This window comes from Acetobacter papayae (genome assembly GCF_047721125.1).
Classification (GTDB): domain Bacteria; phylum Pseudomonadota; class Alphaproteobacteria; order Acetobacterales; family Acetobacteraceae; genus Acetobacter; species Acetobacter papayae.
Genome location: NZ_JBDNWF010000046.1, coordinates 1 through 17,464 on the forward strand (window position 1 = coordinate 1; position 17,464 = coordinate 17,464).

A 17,464-nucleotide genomic window follows, 5' to 3' on the forward strand; every position below is an offset into this window, starting at 1 on the left:
CCCCAGCCCCATCCGCCCATGGGCATGGTGTAGTCGGTCTGTTGGGTAATGTAGGCAAGGAACAGGTGGTTATCCGTCGTGAACTGCCGGGTGGGCACGCCAAAACTCCGCACCACGTCCGTTGCCGGATGGCCGATCATGGAATCCAGCAGCAGGCGCTCCTTTTTGGAGGGCACTTCGCACGCGCTCAGGGCAAGCAGTGCGACCAGCAGTGTTTTTCCCACCCGCTTTGGTGTTCTGGCATGGGTCATGAACGAAGGGTCCTGAAAAGGTGAAGGCCGGGGCAGGGCCGTGTGAACAAAAACGCCGCGATGGTACAAATGTTGCAGACTAGTTACCCATCCACAAGACATCCTGTATACGTCTGGCACCGCAGGCCAGCATCACCAGCCGATCAAAGCCCAGTGCAATGCCCGAGCAGGGGGGCATGTGGGGCAGGGCAGCCAGCAGGTTTTCATCCACCGGCCAGTCCTTGCGTTCGGGGTAGAGGGCATTGCGGCGGGCGCGATCCTGCTCGAAGCGCGTGCGCTGCTCGGTAGCGTCTGTCAGTTCCTCGAACGCGTTTGCCAGTTCCATACCAGCCGCATACAGCTCGAAGCGCAGGGCCACGCGGGGGTCTTGCGGGTCGGTGCGGGCAAGGGCTGCCTGACTGGCAGGCCAGTGGGTCAGAAAAGTCGGACGTTCACGCCCGATAGCGGGTTCCACCCGTTCGAGCAGTAGGCGAAAAAACAGGTCTTCCCAGCTTTCATCTGCTCGCAGAGGGCATGCGGCGGCTTTGGCCAGTGCCTGTGCATCACCCTCGGTTGGTAGCAGGTCCACACCCGCATGGCGTGCAAAGGCCTCCTGCATGCTCAGGCGCTCAAAGGGTAAGCTCAGGTCCAGCGTGGTGTTGGCGTAAGTGAGCGTGGGGGGGAGCGCTGCTTTCAGCAGGAGCTCAGTTTCATCCATCAGTCCGCTCAGGGCCATATGGGGGCGATACCATTCGAGCATGGTGAATTCAGGCGCATGCAGGGCGCTGCCTTCGCCATTGCGCCAGACGCGGGCAAACTGGAACACCGAAAGCCCGGTGGCTGCGACAATCCGTTTCATCGCAAATTCGGGGCTGGTGTGCAGGAACAGGGGCTGTTTTTCCCCCTGAGGTGTTTCCTGCTCGGTGCTGAAAGGCAGCAGGTGTACCTCCTCACCGGGCACGGGTACGGCGCAGGGGGTTTCCACCTCCATGCAGCCACGCGCCTCCAGAAAAGCGCGTATGGTGCGGGTTATCAGCCCACGCCGGACAAGGTAGGGCAGGCGGTCGCGCAGGTGGAGCGGATCTGGCGCGTGCATATCAGTGGTTGCTAAGACAGACATGGGAAGAGTAGAGCCGCAGCATGTCTTCTTCGGTCAAGCCCTCATCCGTGCCCGGTCCGGTAACTGCGCGCACGCTCCGCACGCCTGATGACCTGATTGGCGCTGGTCTGGTGCCTGCCTCGGCGCGGGCGGACCTGCTGGCGGTGGCCGGGCAATACGCCACGGCCATTCCTCCCGCCTTTGCCGCCCTGATCGAACAGCCAGATGATCCGATTGGCCTGCAGGTCATTCCCACGCCTGATGAACTGTTCGTGGCACCGGCGGAGCGGTCTGACCCGATTGGGGATGATGCCTTGTCTCCCGTGCCGGGTATTGTGCACCGCTATGCCGACAGGGCGTTGCTCAAGCCGCTTCTGGTTTGCCCGCTTTACTGTCGCTTCTGTTTCCGGCGTGAGCATGTTGGCCCCGATGGCGGTGTGCTGGACGAGGCCGCACTGGCCGGCGCCCTGGACTGGCTGCGCACGCATCCGCAGATTCGTGAAGTGATCCTGACCGGGGGCGACCCGCTCATGCTTTCCGCCCGGCGGCTGGGTGAGATTGTGGCGGCGCTATCGGCCATGGAGCATGTCACGACCATTCGTGTGCATACCCGCGTGCCGGTGGCTGCCCCCGAGCGTGTAACCGATGCCATGCTTGATGCGCTGGAAACGGACAAGGCCATGTGGATGGCCGTGCATGTCAATCATGCGCGCGAGCTTTCCGAGGCGGCGCGTCCCTGCCTGCGGCGGATTGTGCGGCGGGGTATTCCGTTGCTGGGGCAATCCGTGCTGCTGCGCGGCGTCAATGACAGTGAACAGGCGCTGGAGGCGCTGTTCAGGGGCATGGTGGAAAACCGCATGCGCCCGTATTACCTGCACCAGCTTGACCCTGCCCCCGGCACGGCCCGCTTTCATGTGCCAGCCGAGGAGGGGCGCCGTTTACTGGCCGGGTTGCGTGGCCGGGTAACGGGGCTGGCCTGGCCGCTTTATGTGCTGGATATTCCCGGTGGCTACGGCAAGGTGCCGCTTGGTCCGGATTATGTGCAGGGGGCCGCACAGGTGCGCGACCCTTCAGGCCGCACACACAGGCTGGAGCGCTTATAGGCGCGCTTACGGCACGCCTACAGCCGCACCACCGGGGTGGCGGCGGTCATACCCGCCGTAATAGCCCGCTTTCGCGTCGGTCGCCCCAAGGGAGGGAGCGCCTACCAGTATCCCTTCGGGAATGCCCCATGGTGCATGCGGGGCAAAGCGGTAGCCTTCCTGCTCAAGCGTATGAGCAACATCCGGGCTGACCGCGCCGGATTCCACTTCCACCGTTTCAGGTATCCACTGCTCATGCAGGCGGGGCAGATCTATGGCCTTTTGAATATCCAGCCCGTAATCCACCACGCCCAGCACCACAGACAGAACAATGGTGGGAATACGCGAGCCACCGGGGCTGCCAATCACCATAACCGGTGCGCCATTGCGCGAGAGAATGGTGGGCGACATGGAGGAAAGCGGCGTTTTGCCCGGTGCAATGGCATTGGCGCGGCTGCCGGGAATGCCGAACATGTTGGGTGTACCGGGCTTGATGGAAAAATCATCCATCTCGTCATTCATGACAATGCCGGTCTCGCCTCCGACTACCTTCGCGCCGAACCAGCCATTGAGCGTATAGGTGGTGGAAACGGCAAAGCCATTGCGGTCAATGATGGAGTAATGCGTTGTCTGGGGTTTTTCCGGCATGGCCACTCCCGCCTGAAGGTCGGCGGAGGGCACGGCCCGGTCAGTGGGAATGGCCGCTCTTACAGCATTGATATAGGCCGGGTTGAGCAGGTGGCTGATCGGGTTATGGACAAAAGCGGGGTCGCCCAGATTGCGCCGGTCTGAATAGGCGTGGCGCATGGCTTCGATTTCGCGCTGCAGGGCAGGGGCAGTGTGCAGGCCCAGCGCGTGCATGTCATAGCCAGACAGGATTTCGAGCATTTCGCACAGAGCAACACCGCCAGCACTGGGCGGGGGAGCCGTTTCCACCAGAAACCCCCTGTAGGTGCAGCTTAGTGGCGGCAGTTCGCGCGGGGTGTAGCGGGCAAAATCCTCGTTTTGCAGAATACCACCATTCAGGCGCGAGACGCGCACCAGTTCCTGCGCGATAGGGCCACGGTAAAACGCATCTGTCCCCCCATGGGCGATCTGTTCGAGCGTGTGGGCCAGATGGGTCTGCACCAGTCGGTCGCCAGCCTGTAGGGGCGTGCCGTCAGGGCGTAGGAAAATGGTGCGGGCATAGGGGTCTTTTTCAAAACCACTAGTGGCGGTGTGGAGCAGTTCCACATCGCCTGTTTCCAGCACAAAGCCGTTGCGGGCCAGTTCGATGGCGGGTTCCATATCCGCCTGACGCGACAGATGGCCCCAGCGCTGGCGCACCGTTTCAAGCCCCGCGACCGTGCCGGGTACGGCCACGGCCTTCCAGCCCAGCACGGACAGATCGGGTATGACCTGCCCCTTGCTGTCCAGATACATGTTGGCGCGCGCGGCCAGCGGCGCTTTTTCACGGAAATCGAGGAAGACGGTTTTCTGGCCCGGTGGGCGCAACAGCATGAAGCCACCACCACCCAGATTGCCCGCCGCCGGATACACCACGGCCAGCGCATAACCCATGGCCACGGCGGCATCGGCCGCGTTGCCACCTTGTGCGAGAATGCGCTCACCCGCTTCGGAGGCCAGCTTCTGGGCGGACACCACCATGCCATGTGCACCCCATACAGGGGCGAGGGTGGGCAGGCGGTCGGGTTCGCCACCGGCATAGGCCAGCGGGTCCGTGCTGGCCAGCGGAGTGGCAGAGGGCGTTACGGAGGTTGTAACGGACTGGGCCACCGCCGGGGTGGCGGTAAAGGGCACCCCTGTGGGCAGGGTAGCCACCAGCATGAAGACAGCGGCACAGGTGCGAAGCAGAGGCCCGCGGGCACCCCCCTTGCGGGCAGAGGCCAGAGAGGCAGGCCCCATGGGGGCGGACGCGGGCAGTGTCATGCTTATCCTTTCGGGGTGTAGGGCGGGTGCGTGTAACCTGCGGGAGAGAGGGTGAAAATCTCGTAACCGGTTTCAGTAACGGCCAGCATATGCTCGAACTGGGCAGACAGGGAACGGTCGCGCGTGACGGCTGTCCATTCGTCTTCCAGAATTTTAACATCGGGTTTGCCGATATTGAGCATGGGCTCGATGGTGAACACCATACCCGCCTTGAGCTTGAGCCCCGTGCCGGGCTTGCCATAGTGCAGCACATTGGGCTCGGCATGGAAGGTGCGGCCAATGCCATGGCCGCAGAAATCGGTCACGATGGAGTAGCGGTGCTTTTCCGCGTGGCTCTGGATCGCGTGGCCGATATCGCCCAGCGTTGCGCCCGGCTTTACAACTTCAATCCCGCGCATAAGGCATTCATAGGTGGTGTCCACCAGCTTGGTGGCTTTGATGGAAACCTTGCCCACGGAATACATGCGGCTGGTATCGCCAAACCAGCCATTGAGCTTGGGGGTGACGTCAATATTGACGATATCGCCTTCTATCAGCGGGCGTTCGCCCGGAATGCCATGGCAGACAACATGATTGACCGAAATACAGCAGGATTTGGGGTAGCCACGATAGTTCAGCGGCCCCGGCACGGCACCATGGGCCAGTGTGTATTCATGAATGATCCGGTCCAGCTCTCCGGTGGTGACGCCGGGCCTGACATAATCGGTGATCATATCCAGTGTTTCGGCAGCGAGGCGGCCTGCCTCGCGCAGCCCGATGAAGTCTTCTTCTGTGTGGATAATGATTCCGGCTCTGCCTGCCATGTCTGCCTCTTTGCTGTGTCCGCCACGATGCGGGTCGATACAAGGCGGCAAAGATGAAGATACTGGCCCGCTATGGCAACCCGCTTTTGCCTGCCGTCAGGCTGCCATGCCTTTGGGGCGGCTGTTCAATCTATAGTGTGGAAGAGCTCGGCTGAGGCGCAAAGGAATTTTCCCAGCTTGATCAGCCCGTTTTTTCAGCAAGCAGCGTTAGGCGGGCCAATGCCCGCCTGCCATGGCTTCAGGTGCGGCTGCGTGAGCGCGTAGCGTGGTGGATCGGGTGCGTGTGTGTGGAAATGGTATGCACCTTGGCACCAATAAGCCGCACGCGGTGATCATGCGCCACCGTGGGGCGGCCCCGGCGCACATGCGCGCTTGCCGCTTCGGCCACTTCAAGAGCTCGGTGATGCGTTGCACCCGCCATGGCAATTACGCGATGCTCCCGCGTGACGGAGCGGTGCGTGCTGGCGCGGGCCAGCACCAGCGGACGCTCGACAGGGGCTACGCCCTCGGTGTCAAAACCCCGGTCAAGTTGGCTGGCCATGAGTTGGGTACGCTGCGAGTTGCTGGCAGAGCCCAGCACAACCCCGACAAGCCGGACATTGTCGCGCATGGCGGAGGTTACGAGGTTATGGCCTGCTTCCTGCGTGTAGCCGGTCTTCATGCCTTCTGCCCCGGCATAGACCTTGAGCATGGGGTTATGGTTGGGAATGACACGCTGGTGGAAGCGGAAGCTCGGCGTGGAGAAATAGTGATAATATTCAGGGAAATCGGCAATGAGCCTGCGCCCGAGGGTGGCAAGGTCGCGCGCGGTGGTAAGCTGCTCACTATTGGGTAGGCCGGAAGCGTTGCGGAAGGTGGTATCCTTCATGCCCAGTGCCTGAGCCTGACGGGTCATCATCAGCGCGAATTGCGGCTCACTGCCACTGCCTATCAACTCGCCCAGAGCGCAGGCGGCGTCATTAGCGGATTTGGTGACAAGGGCAAGAATGGCTTCTTCCACGGTCAGGCGCGAACCCGGCACCAGCCCCAGCTTGGAAGGCTCCATGGTGGACGCGTGGATCGACACCGGCACTTGCTGATCGGGGGTGATCACACCCGCGCGCAGGGCGCTGAAAGTCATGTAGAGCGTCATCAGCTTGGTAAGGCTGGCAGGGTAGCGACGCAGGTCAGGGTTGGTCTGGGAAAGGACATCGCCCGTGCGGGCATCCACCACGATAGAGCTGATCTGGTGGGCGTACTGTGCGTGTGCCGTGCCGCCACCCGTTACGCCGCCCAGAACAAGGGCCGCCAGCCCGGCCAGCCATGTGCCGCGCCGCGTGTTCTGCCGTGTTGTGGTGCCTGTCATGGCATGGGCCGCAGGGAGTGCGGTCTGCCGCTGTCTTGCCCGTTTGGACATCCGTTTCTGTGCCAACGCTACCCCCGCCCCATTTCCATTGCCTAGTATTCCGCCTGGCGCGTGGAATCGCAAGAGCGCGCTTGTAAAAACGAAAATAATCCAGAGCCCTGCAATGCGGCGGCAGGGGGCGGGTGGGGTAGTTTGATCATGACAGCGCCATGCCCCGTGTGGCACAAGCACACCCATACCTGACAGTTGACTGTAGGGAAGGGGCCGCCGAATCCGGCGGCAGCGGGGGAGTAACCTTGTTTTTTCCTGCCTGATGCGGAAAAACAGGCCCCATTCTTGCAACCGGGTTCCGGAGTGTCTTCGCCATGCTTTCGTCGCGTTATCCTGTTCTGCATACGGGCAACGGACCCTCCCGGCGCGATGGCGGACTGGAGTCGGACGGTAATGATGCGGATGTGGGCGTGGTGGTACGGGCCAAGCCCAAAACCCGTAAGCCCGCGATGTACAAGGTTCTGATGCTCAACGACGACTACACCCCGATGGAATTCGTGGTGTACGTGCTTGAGCGGTTTTTTCAGAAAAACCGTGAGGAAGCGACCGACATCATGCTCAACGTGCACCGGCGCGGTGTAGGGGTGTGTGGTGTGTTTACCTACGAGGTGGCGGAAACCAAGGTTTCGCAGGTTATGGATCTGGCGCGGCAGAACCAGCACCCCTTGCAGTGCACGATCGAAAAAGACTGAACCTGCCTTGAAAACCCCGTGTGCGGCGCGGCTGTTTTGGGGGGCGGGTGTTGAAAATCCACGAGAAAAAAACAGTTGTGACAATTTTTATGCGCTTATGACTCGCATTTCTGGCTGAAGCAGCCAAATATGTAGAAAGGGCTTCTACCTTTGTGGCGCTTTACTGCATTGGCCACAGGGGGAAGATCCTCGAAAGGAGCGTCTCGTCATGTTGTCACGCAATCTTGAGCAGACGTTGCATCGGGCGCTTATTCTGGCCGGTGACCGGCATCATGAATATGCAACGCTCGAGCATCTGCTTCTGGCCCTGGTGGACGATTCGGACGCCGTTACGGTGTTCCGGGCCTGCGGCGTTGATCTCGAGCGCTTGAGAACCGATCTGACGGGTTTTCTCGACAAGGATCTGGCGGGTCTGGCGGCGGACCGTCCTACGGAGCCCAAGCCCACAGCTGCTTTCCAGCGCGTTATCCAGCGTGCGGCCATTCATGTTCAGTCCACCGGGCGGGACGAAGTGACTGGCGCCAACGTTCTGGTAGCGTTGTTTGCCGAGCGCGAAAGCCATGCGGTGTATTTCCTGCAACTGCAGGACATGACCCGGCTGGATGCGGTCAATTTCCTCTCTCACGGTATTGCCAAAGCCCCTGACCGCTCCACCCGCAGGCCGATCAGCGGCACGGGGCCGGGTGCGGACAAGGCAGAGGAACCTGAACGCAGCGAAAGCAAGAGCCAGAAAAGTCAGGACGCGCTCTCAACCTACTGCGTCAACCTCAATGACAAGGCGCTGGCAGGCAAGGTGGACCCGCTGATCGGGCGGGATACCGAAATCGAACGCACGATCCAGATCCTGTGCCGCCGGACCAAGAACAACCCGCTTTATGTGGGCGATCCGGGTGTGGGCAAGACCGCTATTGCCGAAGGGCTGGCCCGGCGCATTGTGGAAGGCAACGTGCCTGAGGTGCTGTTGCAGTCCACCATCTATTCGCTGGATATGGGTGCCCTGCTGGCTGGCACCCGCTACCGGGGTGATTTCGAGGAACGCCTGAAAGCGGTGGTGACGGAGCTTGATCAGGACCCGCATGCGATCCTGTTCATTGACGAAATCCACACCGTTATCGGGGCTGGTGCGACATCGGGCGGGGCCATGGATGCCTCCAACCTGCTCAAGCCCGCACTCGCGGCAGGCACGCTGCGCTGCATCGGTTCGACAACCTACAAGGAGTTCCGTCAGCATTTCGAGAAGGACCGCGCGCTTGTGCGGCGCTTCCAGAAGATCGACGTGCCCGAGCCAACTATCGACGATGCGGTGAAAATCCTGCGCGGTCTCAAGGGAAGTTACGAAAAACACCATAAGGTGCGCTATACGGACGAGGCAATCCGGGGGGCTGTCGAGCTTTCGGCCAAATACATTCACGACCGTAAACTGCCTGACAAGGCTATCGACGTGATTGATGAGGTCGGGGCTTCGCGCATGCTTCAACCCGAAGGCCGCCGCCGCAAGACGGTGAACCTGAAGGATGTGGAAGACATCATCGCCCGTATTGCGCGCATTCCGCCCAAGAGCATTTCGGCGGATGACAAGGAAGTGCTACGTAGCCTTGAGCGCGATCTCAAAGGCATGGTGTTCGGGCAGGATCGGGCTATCGATGCGCTGTCCGCTGCTATCAAGCTGGCGCGGGCCGGGCTGCGTGAACCCGAAAAGCCGATTGGCAACTACCTCTTCTCCGGGCCGACAGGCGTGGGTAAGACAGAGGTGGCCCGTCAGCTCGCCACAGCGTTGGGGATCGAACTGATCCGCTTCGATATGTCGGAATACATGGAGCGGCATTCGGTCTCGCGGCTGCTGGGCGCACCGCCCGGCTATGTCGGGTTTGATCAGGGGGGGCTGCTGACCGACGCCATCGACCAGCATCCACATGCTGTGCTGCTGCTTGATGAAATCGAAAAGGCGCATCCCGACCTGTACAACGTGCTGCTGCAGGTGATGGATAACGGCAAACTGACTGATCATAACGGCAAGACGGTCGATTTCCGTAATGTCATCCTGATCATGACCACCAATGCCGGGGCATCCGATCTGAATAAGGAGGCCGTTGGTTTTGGCCGCACTGTGCGTGAAGGCGAGGATGAAGAGGCGATCAAGCGCCTGTTCACCCCTGAGTTCCGTAACCGTCTTGATGCGATCATTCCCTTCGCGCATCTGACACCGGAAATTGTGGGGCAGGTGGTCGAGAAGTTCGTGCTGCAACTTGAAGCTCAGCTTGCAGACCGTAACGTGACCATTGAACTGTCTTCCGCCGCCAAGGAATGGCTGGTTGAGCGGGGATACGACCGCCTGTATGGCGCACGCCCCATGGGCCGGGTCATTCAGGAGTCGATCAAGAAACCGCTGGCGGAAGAACTGCTGTTCGGCCGTCTGACCAAGGGTGGTGCGGTCAAGATCGGCCTGCGCAATGGCGAACTGGTGTTCGATATTGTGGAAAGCAGTGTCGCTTCACCATCCGGCGGCGAGGACGAACGCGGCAGCGAGCGTGAGGAAGAAGCAACCGGCTAAGGGCTGGTTGCCACTGGAGTAAAGGCGGCTGACTGGCTTGTAAGGCTGGTCAGCCGTTTTTTTATGTGCGGAATTCAGTCGTAACGGGTGCCGTTAACCGTGACAGAGCCCGGTACTCCCCATGAACGTCCGGTGCCACGGTGCGTCCAATCGATGCCCTGACGCCTGTACGAATCGTAATAATAGCGCCCGACAACGTCCACATGGTCGCCTTTGGCCACCCATGGCCAGGCCGGGGTGTGCATTTCATCCAGATTGGTGACAATGCGGATGGAAATGGTGGGGGTGACCGCCACATAGAAATAGCCGTGCAGGCCGCTTCGTGTTTTTTTTGCGTGTGGTGCCAGAGTGAGCACCGTGCCGCAGATATGCACCGGCACATCGCCCTTGGGGCCACCCCCTTGCTCAAAATTCCTTTGCGCCACCAGAAAGCCTGCGTTGTCACAGGTGGCGGATACCTGTGTGGGCGGGGCCGTGCGGTCCTGCTGGCGATTGTACCAGCCTTCGCGGGCCTGCGCATGAGGCATGCCCATAACGGGCAGGCAGACGGTAAGGGCAAGGCCCGCCAGCAGAGGGCGGAACGGAATGGAGAGCATGGGGGCGGCCTTCATGGAGTCGTCGGGTATGGAGTGATCAGGATTTTTTTTTGTTCTTGGGAGGGGTTTCTTCATTCAGCAGGCTGTCACGGTAGTTGTCGAGCTGGCGGGTGATTTCTGGCGAGGGGTCAGGCATGGTCTGGTTCAGGTTATGCAGGGCGCGGATAATAGTGCCGATGACCACCAGGCGGGCGTACCATTTCTGGTTGGCGGGAACGATGGTCCATGGCGCGTGCTCGCGGGCCGTTCCGGCAATGGCATCCTGATACGCGGATTTGTATTCGTTCCAGAATTCGCGTTCACGCAGGTCGGCGGTCGAGAATTTCCAGCGTTTGTCCGGAATATCAAGCCGGGCGAGCAGGCGTTTGCGCTGCTCCTCACGCGAGATATGCAGGAAGAATTTCAGCACCACCGTACCCTGACGGCTCAGATAATGCTCCAGATGGCGGATGTCGCTATAGCGGCCCTGCCAGAAAGCCGGCGTGTTGGTTTCACCGGGCAGGTGTTCGTTTTCCAGCAATTCGGGGTGGACGCGTGTGACCAGCACATCCTCGTAATGGCTGCGGTTGAACACGACAATTCGCCCTGCCTGAGGGGCAGCCAGATGGATGCGCCACAGAAAGCCATGTAGCAGCTCGGACGGGCCGGGCTGTTTGAAAGAGGTCACGCTTACGCCCTGCGGGTTCACCCCGGACATGACGTGCTTGATGGTGCCGTCCTTGCCCGCCGTGTCCATGCCCTGCAGGACAATCAGCAGCGAGCGCGTTTGGTTGGCGTAAAGCAGTTCCTGCAGTTCCTGCAGGCGGGTTTTTACGGCTGCCAGCAGGGCCTTGCCGTGTTCCTTGTCCAGTCCCAGCCCGCCGTCATCATCCGGGCTGAAATGCTCCAGATCGAAAGTTTTGCCGTCCGTCACCTGGTAGCTGTCCAGTGTTTCAAGAAAGCGGTTCAGGTTGTTCAGGGGATTACTCATGCAAGGGTGCCTCTGGTTCGGAAGGGCCGTACCGTGTCTGGCGCGACAGTCAATCTGTTGTGGGCCGCGATGATGGTCTTGTCAAAAGCGTGGAACACCTCATATTTTCCTGATGGTTTCCCTGCCTTCCATCCTGAGTCTGGGCCTTGCACTGGAAGAGGGCGTGTCCCTCAGCGGTGCCCTGCTTGTCGCGACACCCATGCTGGGTGATACCCCGTTTGCACAATCGGTCATCTATGTGTGTGCCCACAGCACGGAAGGGGGCGCTATGGGGCTTGTGGTCAATCGCCGCCTGCCGCGCCCTGATCTGGATGAACTGCTTGAACAGCTTGAGATCGGCCCCGTGCCGCCCAGACGGCGCATAGGCCTGTGCGCGGGCGGCCCGCTAGATGAAGGGCATGGCCTCGTGCTGCATTCCTCCGACTGGAGTGGAGAGGAAAGCATGACGGTTACCGGCAATGTCACGCTCACGGCCAGCATGGACGTGCTGCGCGAGATTGCGGCGGGGCAGGGGCCGAAGGATGCGCTGCTGGCCATGGGCCATGCGGGTTGGGCCGCTGGGCAGCTTGAGCAGGAAATCCTGCATCATGATGCGTGGCTGGTTGTGCCTGCCACGCGCGATCTGGTGTTCGGGACTGACCAGACAGCCAAATGGCGGCGCGCTCTGGCCTCTATCCGCATTGATCCCGCGCGCTTGAGCGCGCAGACAGGGCATGCCTGAACAGGGTATTGTTTTTGTAAGTTTTTTAAGGCGTTGTGCTGCGTCGGCGGTGTGTTTCCCGTAGGCGGGAAGGAGAGTTGAGCGTGTCTGTCACCCTATCACGGCGCGGGTTCCTGTGGCGTACGGCCGTGTCAGGGGCAGGGGCGGCTTCGGGCGTTATGCTGTCTTCGGCGGCGCTGGCCGGTGCGGGAGGCGTTTCGCAACCCGTATCGGAAGGGGGCGGGCATGAGCAGGCGCATTCCCTGCTCAATGTCTCCTACGACCCCACACGTGGGTTGTATGCGGATATCAGCCGGGCTTTTGTTGCCGGTTGGGAAAAAACGGCTCCTTCTGGCGATGCACTGGTGGTGCGCACCTCCAATGGCGGGTCTGGCGCACAGGCTCGCTCGGTGCTCGAAGGTGTGCCCGCTGATATCGTAAGCCTTGGCCTGTCGCGCGATATAGACCTGCTGACGCAATATGGTCTGATCAGCGCCGATTGGCGCACCCGCCTGCCACACGGGGCGGTGCCCTATACCAGCACCATTGTTTTTCTGGTGCGCAGGGGCAATCCGCTGGGTATCCATGACTGGCCGGACCTCGTGCGACCGGGGGTGCGGGTTGTGACCCCCAACCCCCGCACATCCGGTGGGGCGCGCTGGAACTACATGGCGGCCTGGGGGGCGGCATTGCGCCGCTCTGGCGGGTCGGAGGCTGCGGCGCGGGCCTATATGCAGGCGTTGTTTCGCCATGTGCCGGTGCTCGATACCGGGGCGCGTGGGGCGACCAACACCTTTGTGCAGCGCGGCTTTGGCGATGTGCTGCTGGCATGGGAAAACGAGGCCCTGCTGGCCAGCCTGCAACTCGCCCCCGGACATTTCGAGATTATCGTACCCTCACTGAGCATTCTGGCTGAGCCGCCTGTGGCGGTGGTGGATCGTAATGTCGAACGGCATGGCACGCGCGCTGTGGCAGAGGCTTATCTGCGCTACCTGTTTACCCCTGAAGGGCAGACCATTGGCGCGCGGCATTACTTCCGCCCGGTGGATGCGGCCTGCCTTGCGGCCAATAGGGAGCACTTTACGGATGTGCCTCTGTTTGACATTGCAAGCCTTGGGGGCTGGGGTGCTGCGCAGAAGAAGCACTTCGTCTCTGGCGGCCTGTTCGATCAGATAACCGCAGGCTGAGGGGATCAGGCTGAAAGGGTTGCTGTATCGGCCTTGAAAGTTTCCACCGGCTTTCTGGCCCAGCGCCATGTGTTCAGCCCCAGTCGGGCGAGTTCACGGTGCATGATCATAATAGGCCAGTGGCCAGAGCCCTCGTAAGCCCCCATGCCATCTGGGGCTGCCAGCCGCAGGGCCAGTGCTTCAACAATGGTAACGGAGCGGTGCCGCCCGCCCGAGCAGCCGATGGCGATGGTGGCGTATTTTTTGCCTTCCTGCACAAAGCGCGGCAGCACCAGACGCAGCATGGCGTGGATCTGCAGGAGAAACGGCGCGTAATCCGGGTCTGCGGCCACATACTCGGCTACATCGGCATCCAGCCCGGTTTTGGGGGCCAGCTCCGGCACGTAATGTGGGTTACGCAGAAAGCGCGCATCCAGCACGATATCCGCCTCGCGCGGCAGACCCGCAGGGTAGGCAAAGGACATCAGAGAGACGGTCAGCCCTTCGCCGCCTTCGCCTTCCCACGGGCTGAAACGGCTTTCCACAAAGCGGCGCAGTTCAGGCGGCGGCATGTCAGTGGTGTCGATCACAAGGTCGGCCGCAGCGCGCAGGGGGGCCGTGAGGGCGATTTCAGCCTCGATTCCCTCTGAAATGCTGCCATGAGGGGCCAGCGGGTGCCGCCTGCGAGTGGCGGTGTAACGGCGCAGCAGCACGTTTTCTTCCGCCGTGGCGTAAATCAGCTCTACCCGTAGCTGTGGGTTGAGCCGGAGCCTGCTCATGGCGTCCAGCACGGCGCGGGCATCAAACCCGCGGGTGCGCGAGTCCACGCCAATGGCCACAGGGCGCTCCGCACGGGCAACAATCTCATCGAGCATGCCTAAAGGCGGATTGTCGATCACCTCATGGTCGAGGTCTTCGAGAATCCGCAGAATGGATGATTTTCCTGCTCCGGAAAGACCGGAAACCAGCAGGATACGGCGCGGGGCTGATGTGTCATCCGCCGTATTCATCGGTTGGCATTCCTTTGAATTATAACCCGGTACGCAGCAGTTGGGCATATGCGTGTTTGGTTTCTTATCATGCAGGAAACCACGTTAACCATTCTACCGTGGTTTTTCATGTTTCGAGAGAAGATTGTGATCAGGTCAGCTATCACTTGATCACATTCGTTACCCGATCGGGACACTATCTGACTCATTAAAAAAAAGAAAAATTTGCCGTTAGATCAAGGCTGGCTTACATCCTCAGCCCGTGATGACGAATAGCAAAAATACGCAGGGCAGGACAAAGGGTGCGCATAGGCCCCGTGTCCAGCATACTCAGGGTGGGCTGACATGCAGCGGCCTGAGGGCAACGGATTGTCAGGGGCAGGACGTGGTGGAGCAGTGCCGCCTTGCTCTGGAACAGGGTGCCGAACTGCTGGCGGAAGAGGGGCTGGCCATGCGCGATGTCACGCATTTTGCCTGCACCCTTGCCGACCCGGATGGCCTGATGTCGTGCCTGCCGGTTTTCAGGCAGTTTTTTCCCACTACCTCACCCTCCATGAGCTTCATGTGGCTCAAGGATACCGGTCGTACACGCGGTCCGGCCATTACCTGCTCGCTGAGCGTGCAGCGGGTGGATGAAATGGAACACGAGTTCGCCTGATAGCCTTACAAAGGGCATCATAAGCCAAGGGTTCAGGCTAGGCCGCCTAACCCTTCCAGTAGCGGGCGCAGGGTCTCGTTATCGGGGCGCCAGCGGCGCAGGGCCGAGCGATAAAGTGGTGTGCGTACCTGCGCCAGACTGGACGTGCGCACAATCCGGCGGCTTTCATGAAAACGCAGGCAGTCCGGGTTCCAGGGTAGGTCGCAATAGGCGATAATCCGCTGGGCCTGATGCGGCAGATCCTGCACGAGATCTTCATACCGCACGTTCAGGATCGTATCCGGTGGGAGTGTGCGCTCCCAATGGGCCATCAGGGCGCTATACTGCCGGTAGTAACGGCCCAGTTCTCCCAGATCGAACGCGAAATCGAGATGATCGAACGGGATCGAAAAGCAAGACAGGCAGGTATCGATCGGGTCGCGCATGGTATGGATAATCCGTGCCCGCGGCCATAGCTGGTGGATAAGCCCGATATGGGCAAAATTATCCAGCATCTTGTTGATCATCCGCAGGGGCGGTTCCGGCCCGGTCCAGTCCACGGCCTGAGCGTTCATCCGGTTCAGGTAATCCTCGGCAGTGGCCAGACACTCCGCCTCACTCAACTGAGCAAAGGGCATGGGGTTTTTCCATGCGGGGCAGCGTTGGGCGGCATCCTTGAGGGTATCGGCCAGCGTGCTGACCTCTCCCGCGCCGTAAGCATCCGGGTGGCTGGCGAGAATCTGCTCTACCAGCGTTGAGCCCGAGCGCGGCATGCCCACAATGAAGACCGGCTGGGTTGACGGGTGGCCTGTTTGGGGCAGCGCTTCCATGGCGGCGGTGGTAAAATGCTGGCTGACACGGCGCATGGCCCCGAGCATGGCATTTTCATCATAAGACAGGCTGGCCCGGCGCAGGGCGTTTGCGCGTAGAAAATGGCTGAACCCGTCTTGCGGTGCGCCGGTATCGCTCAGGGCCTTGCCGAGTGCGAAATGCAGGCTGGCCTGCCGTGACGGGTTGAAGAGGGATTCCTGTGCGGCAAGCTGGCGCAGGGCCGCCAGAGCCGGATCATCAGCCGTCAGGCTTTGTAAGCGCACAAGGCCGAGATAGTGCGAAGGTTCGTCCGGCGCCAAAGCAATGGCCCGGCGGAACTGTGCGGTAGCCTCATCAATCCGGCCCATTTCCTGTAGCACCACGGCCAGACAGGTATTGAGCGAAGGTTCGTGCGGCATCAGGCTGTGGGCCTGTTCCAGTGCGTGCAGGGCCTGCTGGTGGTGGCCCTGCTTGCGTAGCAGTGCGCCGATTGCGGCATGCACCGCACCAAGGTTGGGGTGCCGTACCAGCACGGCGCGATAACAGGCTATGGCCTCGTCTATGCGGTTCTGGCCAACCAGGTCTTCAACCTGCTGGCGCGCATGCTCCACATCGGGGGGGATGGCGGGAGCCTGTTCGCGGGCCGGGCTCTGCTGGGTGGTGGTGTCAGTCACGGCGTGGTGCGGAGCCCTTGGGTGGGCGTGGCAGTGGTGTTGCGCGGGGCAGCAGGATGGTGAAACACGCGCCGGTAACGGAGCCCTGTCGGTCGAGCAGGTTTTCCACATTGATCGTGCCGTGCAGGGCTTCAATGATCTGGCGGCTGATGGATAGGCCAAGCCCCGAATGCTGGCCGAAATTCTCATCTTTCGGGCGTTCGGAATAGAAGCGGTCAAAAATGGAATCGAGCTTGGCCTGCGGAATGCCCGGCCCTTCATCGGCCACGGAAATGCTCACCATTTTGCCGGTTTCGGCAGCGCTCAGCACGATGCGGCCATTGGGGGGCGAGAACGAAATGGCGTTGCCGATCAGGTTGCGCAGAACCTGCACCAGCCGGTCTTCCACCGCCAGAACACAGAGTGGGTGATCGGGCACTTCCTGCGTGATGTTGGTGACGATGATAGGCTGCCCCTCCTGCCGGGTGGCCTGATGAATTTCCGCCAGCACACCCAGAAGCGGCGCTATTTCCACGGGTGCGGCCTTGGCGCGTGACATTTCGGCATCCAGACGGCTGGCGTCCGAAATATCGGTAATCAGCCGGTCAAGGCGGCGCACATCGGCGTTAATGATGGTCAGTAGGCGGCGTTGCTGGTTCAGATCCTCGATCCTGAGCAGGGTTTCGATGGCGGAGCGGATGGAGGAGAGCGGGTTTTTGATTTCGTGGCTGACATCGGCGGCAAAGCGCTCGATCGCGTCCATGCGTTTCCACAAGGCCTGCGCGCTGGCCTGCAGAGCGCGTGCGAGGTCGCCAATTTCATCTCGCCGTGCGAGTAGGCGGGCGGGCACGGTGCCGGTGCGCCCTGTCGTATCGCGCATGACCTGAGCCGAGGCCGCAAGGCGCAGGAGAGGCCGCGCGATGGTGAGCGACAGATACCACGACAGCAGAACCGTCAGCACCAGTGCCATAAGAAACAGCGAGAGAATGGTGGAGCGGATGGTAAACAGCGAGCGGTCCACCTGCCAGGCCATGCGGGTGAGCTGCACCACACCCACCGTCCAGCCATCATGCACGACCGGTTCGGCCACTGTAATCAGCAGGCGGCCCTGTGCCGTGCGGCGGATATAGGGCGGGATTTCGGGCGCGGGCCTTCTTGTGG

At 61.1% G+C, this 17,464-nt stretch carries 15 protein-coding genes and 1 pseudogene; 6 read left to right on the forward strand and 10 right to left on the reverse strand.

Annotated elements, in window-relative coordinates:
* Positions 1–251, reverse strand: a pseudogene (locus ABF757_RS11190) (hypothetical protein); the annotation flags it as partial.
* 79 nt (positions 252–330) lie between these two features.
* A complete protein-coding gene (gene epmA / locus ABF757_RS11195; protein WP_415482411.1) occupies positions 331–1,350 on the reverse strand; it encodes an EF-P lysine aminoacylase EpmA in 1,020 nt (339 codons plus the stop codon).
* A 20-nt stretch (positions 1,351–1,370) separates the two neighbouring features.
* Here epmA and ABF757_RS11200 point away from each other — a divergent pair, with 20 nt between their 5' ends.
* A complete protein-coding gene (locus tag ABF757_RS11200) occupies positions 1,371–2,432 on the forward strand; it encodes a lysine-2,3-aminomutase-like protein (protein ID WP_415482412.1) in 1,062 nt (353 codons plus the stop codon).
* Positions 2,433–2,438: 6 nt separating this feature from the next.
* On the opposite strand, the gene ggt is transcribed toward ABF757_RS11200, so the two are convergent.
* The 3 genes from ggt to ABF757_RS11215 form a co-directional block, all read right to left on the reverse strand.
* Positions 2,439–4,340: a gamma-glutamyltransferase gene (ggt, locus tag ABF757_RS11205; protein WP_415482413.1), complete on the reverse strand. Its 1,902-nt coding sequence runs from the start codon at positions 4,338–4,340 to the stop codon at positions 2,439–2,441.
* A 2-nt stretch (positions 4,341–4,342) separates the two neighbouring features.
* Positions 4,343–5,143: a type I methionyl aminopeptidase gene (map, locus tag ABF757_RS11210; protein WP_025860269.1), complete on the reverse strand. Its 801-nt coding sequence runs from the start codon at positions 5,141–5,143 to the stop codon at positions 4,343–4,345.
* Positions 5,144–5,381: 238 nt separating this feature from the next.
* Entirely contained in the window at positions 5,382–6,488 is a 1,107-nt protein-coding gene (locus ABF757_RS11215) for a D-alanyl-D-alanine carboxypeptidase family protein (RefSeq protein WP_051542944.1), read from the reverse strand.
* Positions 6,489–6,853: 365 nt separating this feature from the next.
* Between ABF757_RS11215 and clpS the strand changes: the two genes are divergently transcribed.
* Positions 6,854–7,231, forward strand: a complete 378-nt coding sequence (clpS, locus tag ABF757_RS11220; RefSeq protein WP_025860267.1) for an ATP-dependent Clp protease adapter ClpS — start codon at positions 6,854–6,856, stop codon at positions 7,229–7,231.
* 208 nt (positions 7,232–7,439) lie between these two features.
* Positions 7,440–9,782, forward strand: a complete 2,343-nt coding sequence (clpA, locus tag ABF757_RS11225; RefSeq protein ID WP_415482415.1) for an ATP-dependent Clp protease ATP-binding subunit ClpA — start codon at positions 7,440–7,442, stop codon at positions 9,780–9,782.
* 74 nt (positions 9,783–9,856) lie between these two features.
* Here the strand turns inward: clpA and ABF757_RS11230 are convergent, their stop codons facing one another.
* A complete protein-coding gene (locus ABF757_RS11230) occupies positions 9,857–10,378 on the reverse strand; it encodes a hypothetical protein (protein WP_415482420.1) in 522 nt (173 codons plus the stop codon).
* 37 nt (positions 10,379–10,415) lie between these two features.
* The gene (locus ABF757_RS11235) at positions 10,416–11,336 is read right to left on the reverse strand and encodes a polyphosphate kinase 2 family protein (protein WP_025860265.1); all 921 of its coding nucleotides are present in this window, start codon (positions 11,334–11,336) and stop codon (positions 10,416–10,418) included.
* 124 nt (positions 11,337–11,460) lie between these two features.
* On the opposite strand from ABF757_RS11235, the gene ABF757_RS11240 reads away from it, so the two are divergent.
* Both ABF757_RS11240 and ABF757_RS11245 read left to right on the forward strand, forming a co-directional pair.
* Positions 11,461–12,069 carry a YqgE/AlgH family protein gene (locus ABF757_RS11240; protein WP_025860264.1) on the forward strand — a complete coding sequence of 203 codons (609 nt, stop codon included), beginning with the start codon at positions 11,461–11,463 and terminating at the stop codon, positions 12,067–12,069.
* A 158-nt stretch (positions 12,070–12,227) separates the two neighbouring features.
* Positions 12,228–13,235 carry a sulfate ABC transporter substrate-binding protein gene (locus tag ABF757_RS11245; RefSeq protein WP_415482421.1) on the forward strand — a complete coding sequence of 336 codons (1,008 nt, stop codon included), beginning with the start codon at positions 12,228–12,230 and terminating at the stop codon, positions 13,233–13,235.
* Between the two features lie 5 nt (positions 13,236–13,240).
* On the opposite strand, the gene rapZ is transcribed toward ABF757_RS11245, so the two are convergent.
* On the reverse strand, positions 13,241–14,224 hold the full coding sequence (gene rapZ, locus ABF757_RS11250) for an RNase adapter RapZ (RefSeq protein ID WP_025860262.1): 984 nt from the start codon (positions 14,222–14,224) through the stop codon (positions 13,241–13,243).
* A 244-nt stretch (positions 14,225–14,468) separates the two neighbouring features.
* Between rapZ and ABF757_RS11255 the strand changes: the two genes are divergently transcribed.
* Positions 14,469–14,861, forward strand: coding sequence for a translation initiation inhibitor YjgF (locus ABF757_RS11255; protein WP_415482417.1), 393 nt, complete (start codon positions 14,469–14,471; stop codon positions 14,859–14,861).
* A gap of 32 nt (positions 14,862–14,893) precedes the next feature.
* Here ABF757_RS11255 and ABF757_RS11260 read toward each other — a convergent pair whose 3' ends face one another.
* Positions 14,894–16,324: a sulfotransferase family protein gene (locus tag ABF757_RS11260; protein ID WP_415482418.1), complete on the reverse strand. Its 1,431-nt coding sequence runs from the start codon at positions 16,322–16,324 to the stop codon at positions 14,894–14,896.
* Positions 16,317–17,464: sensor histidine kinase (locus tag ABF757_RS11265; protein WP_415482419.1), on the reverse strand; the 1,148-nt coding region annotated here is incomplete at its 5' end. The genes ABF757_RS11260 and ABF757_RS11265, both read right to left, overlap by 8 nt.

Excerpts from the sequence above, each read along its gene's own strand:
- epmA (WP_415482411.1), bottom strand. The coding sequence starts at position 1,350 with ATGTCTGTCTTAGCAACCACTGATATGCACGCGCCAGATCCGCTCCAC.
- ABF757_RS11200 (WP_415482412.1), top strand. The coding sequence starts at position 1,371 with ATGTCTTCTTCGGTCAAGCCCTCATCCGTGCCCGGTCCGGTAACTGCG.
- ggt (WP_415482413.1), bottom strand. The coding sequence starts at position 4,340 with ATGACACTGCCCGCGTCCGCCCCCATGGGGCCTGCCTCTCTGGCCTCT.
- map (WP_025860269.1), bottom strand. The coding sequence starts at position 5,143 with ATGGCAGGCAGAGCCGGAATCATTATCCACACAGAAGAAGACTTCATC.
- ABF757_RS11215 (WP_051542944.1), bottom strand. The coding sequence starts at position 6,488 with ATGACAGGCACCACAACACGGCAGAACACGCGGCGCGGCACATGGCTG.
- clpS (WP_025860267.1), top strand. The coding sequence starts at position 6,854 with ATGCTTTCGTCGCGTTATCCTGTTCTGCATACGGGCAACGGACCCTCC.
- clpA (WP_415482415.1), top strand. The coding sequence starts at position 7,440 with ATGTTGTCACGCAATCTTGAGCAGACGTTGCATCGGGCGCTTATTCTG.
- ABF757_RS11230 (WP_415482420.1), bottom strand. The coding sequence starts at position 10,378 with ATGCTCTCCATTCCGTTCCGCCCTCTGCTGGCGGGCCTTGCCCTTACC.
- ABF757_RS11240 (WP_025860264.1), top strand. The coding sequence starts at position 11,461 with ATGGTTTCCCTGCCTTCCATCCTGAGTCTGGGCCTTGCACTGGAAGAG.
- ABF757_RS11245 (WP_415482421.1), top strand. The coding sequence starts at position 12,228 with ATGCTGTCTTCGGCGGCGCTGGCCGGTGCGGGAGGCGTTTCGCAACCC.
- rapZ (WP_025860262.1), bottom strand. The coding sequence starts at position 14,224 with ATGAATACGGCGGATGACACATCAGCCCCGCGCCGTATCCTGCTGGTT.
- ABF757_RS11255 (WP_415482417.1), top strand. The coding sequence starts at position 14,469 with ATGACGAATAGCAAAAATACGCAGGGCAGGACAAAGGGTGCGCATAGG.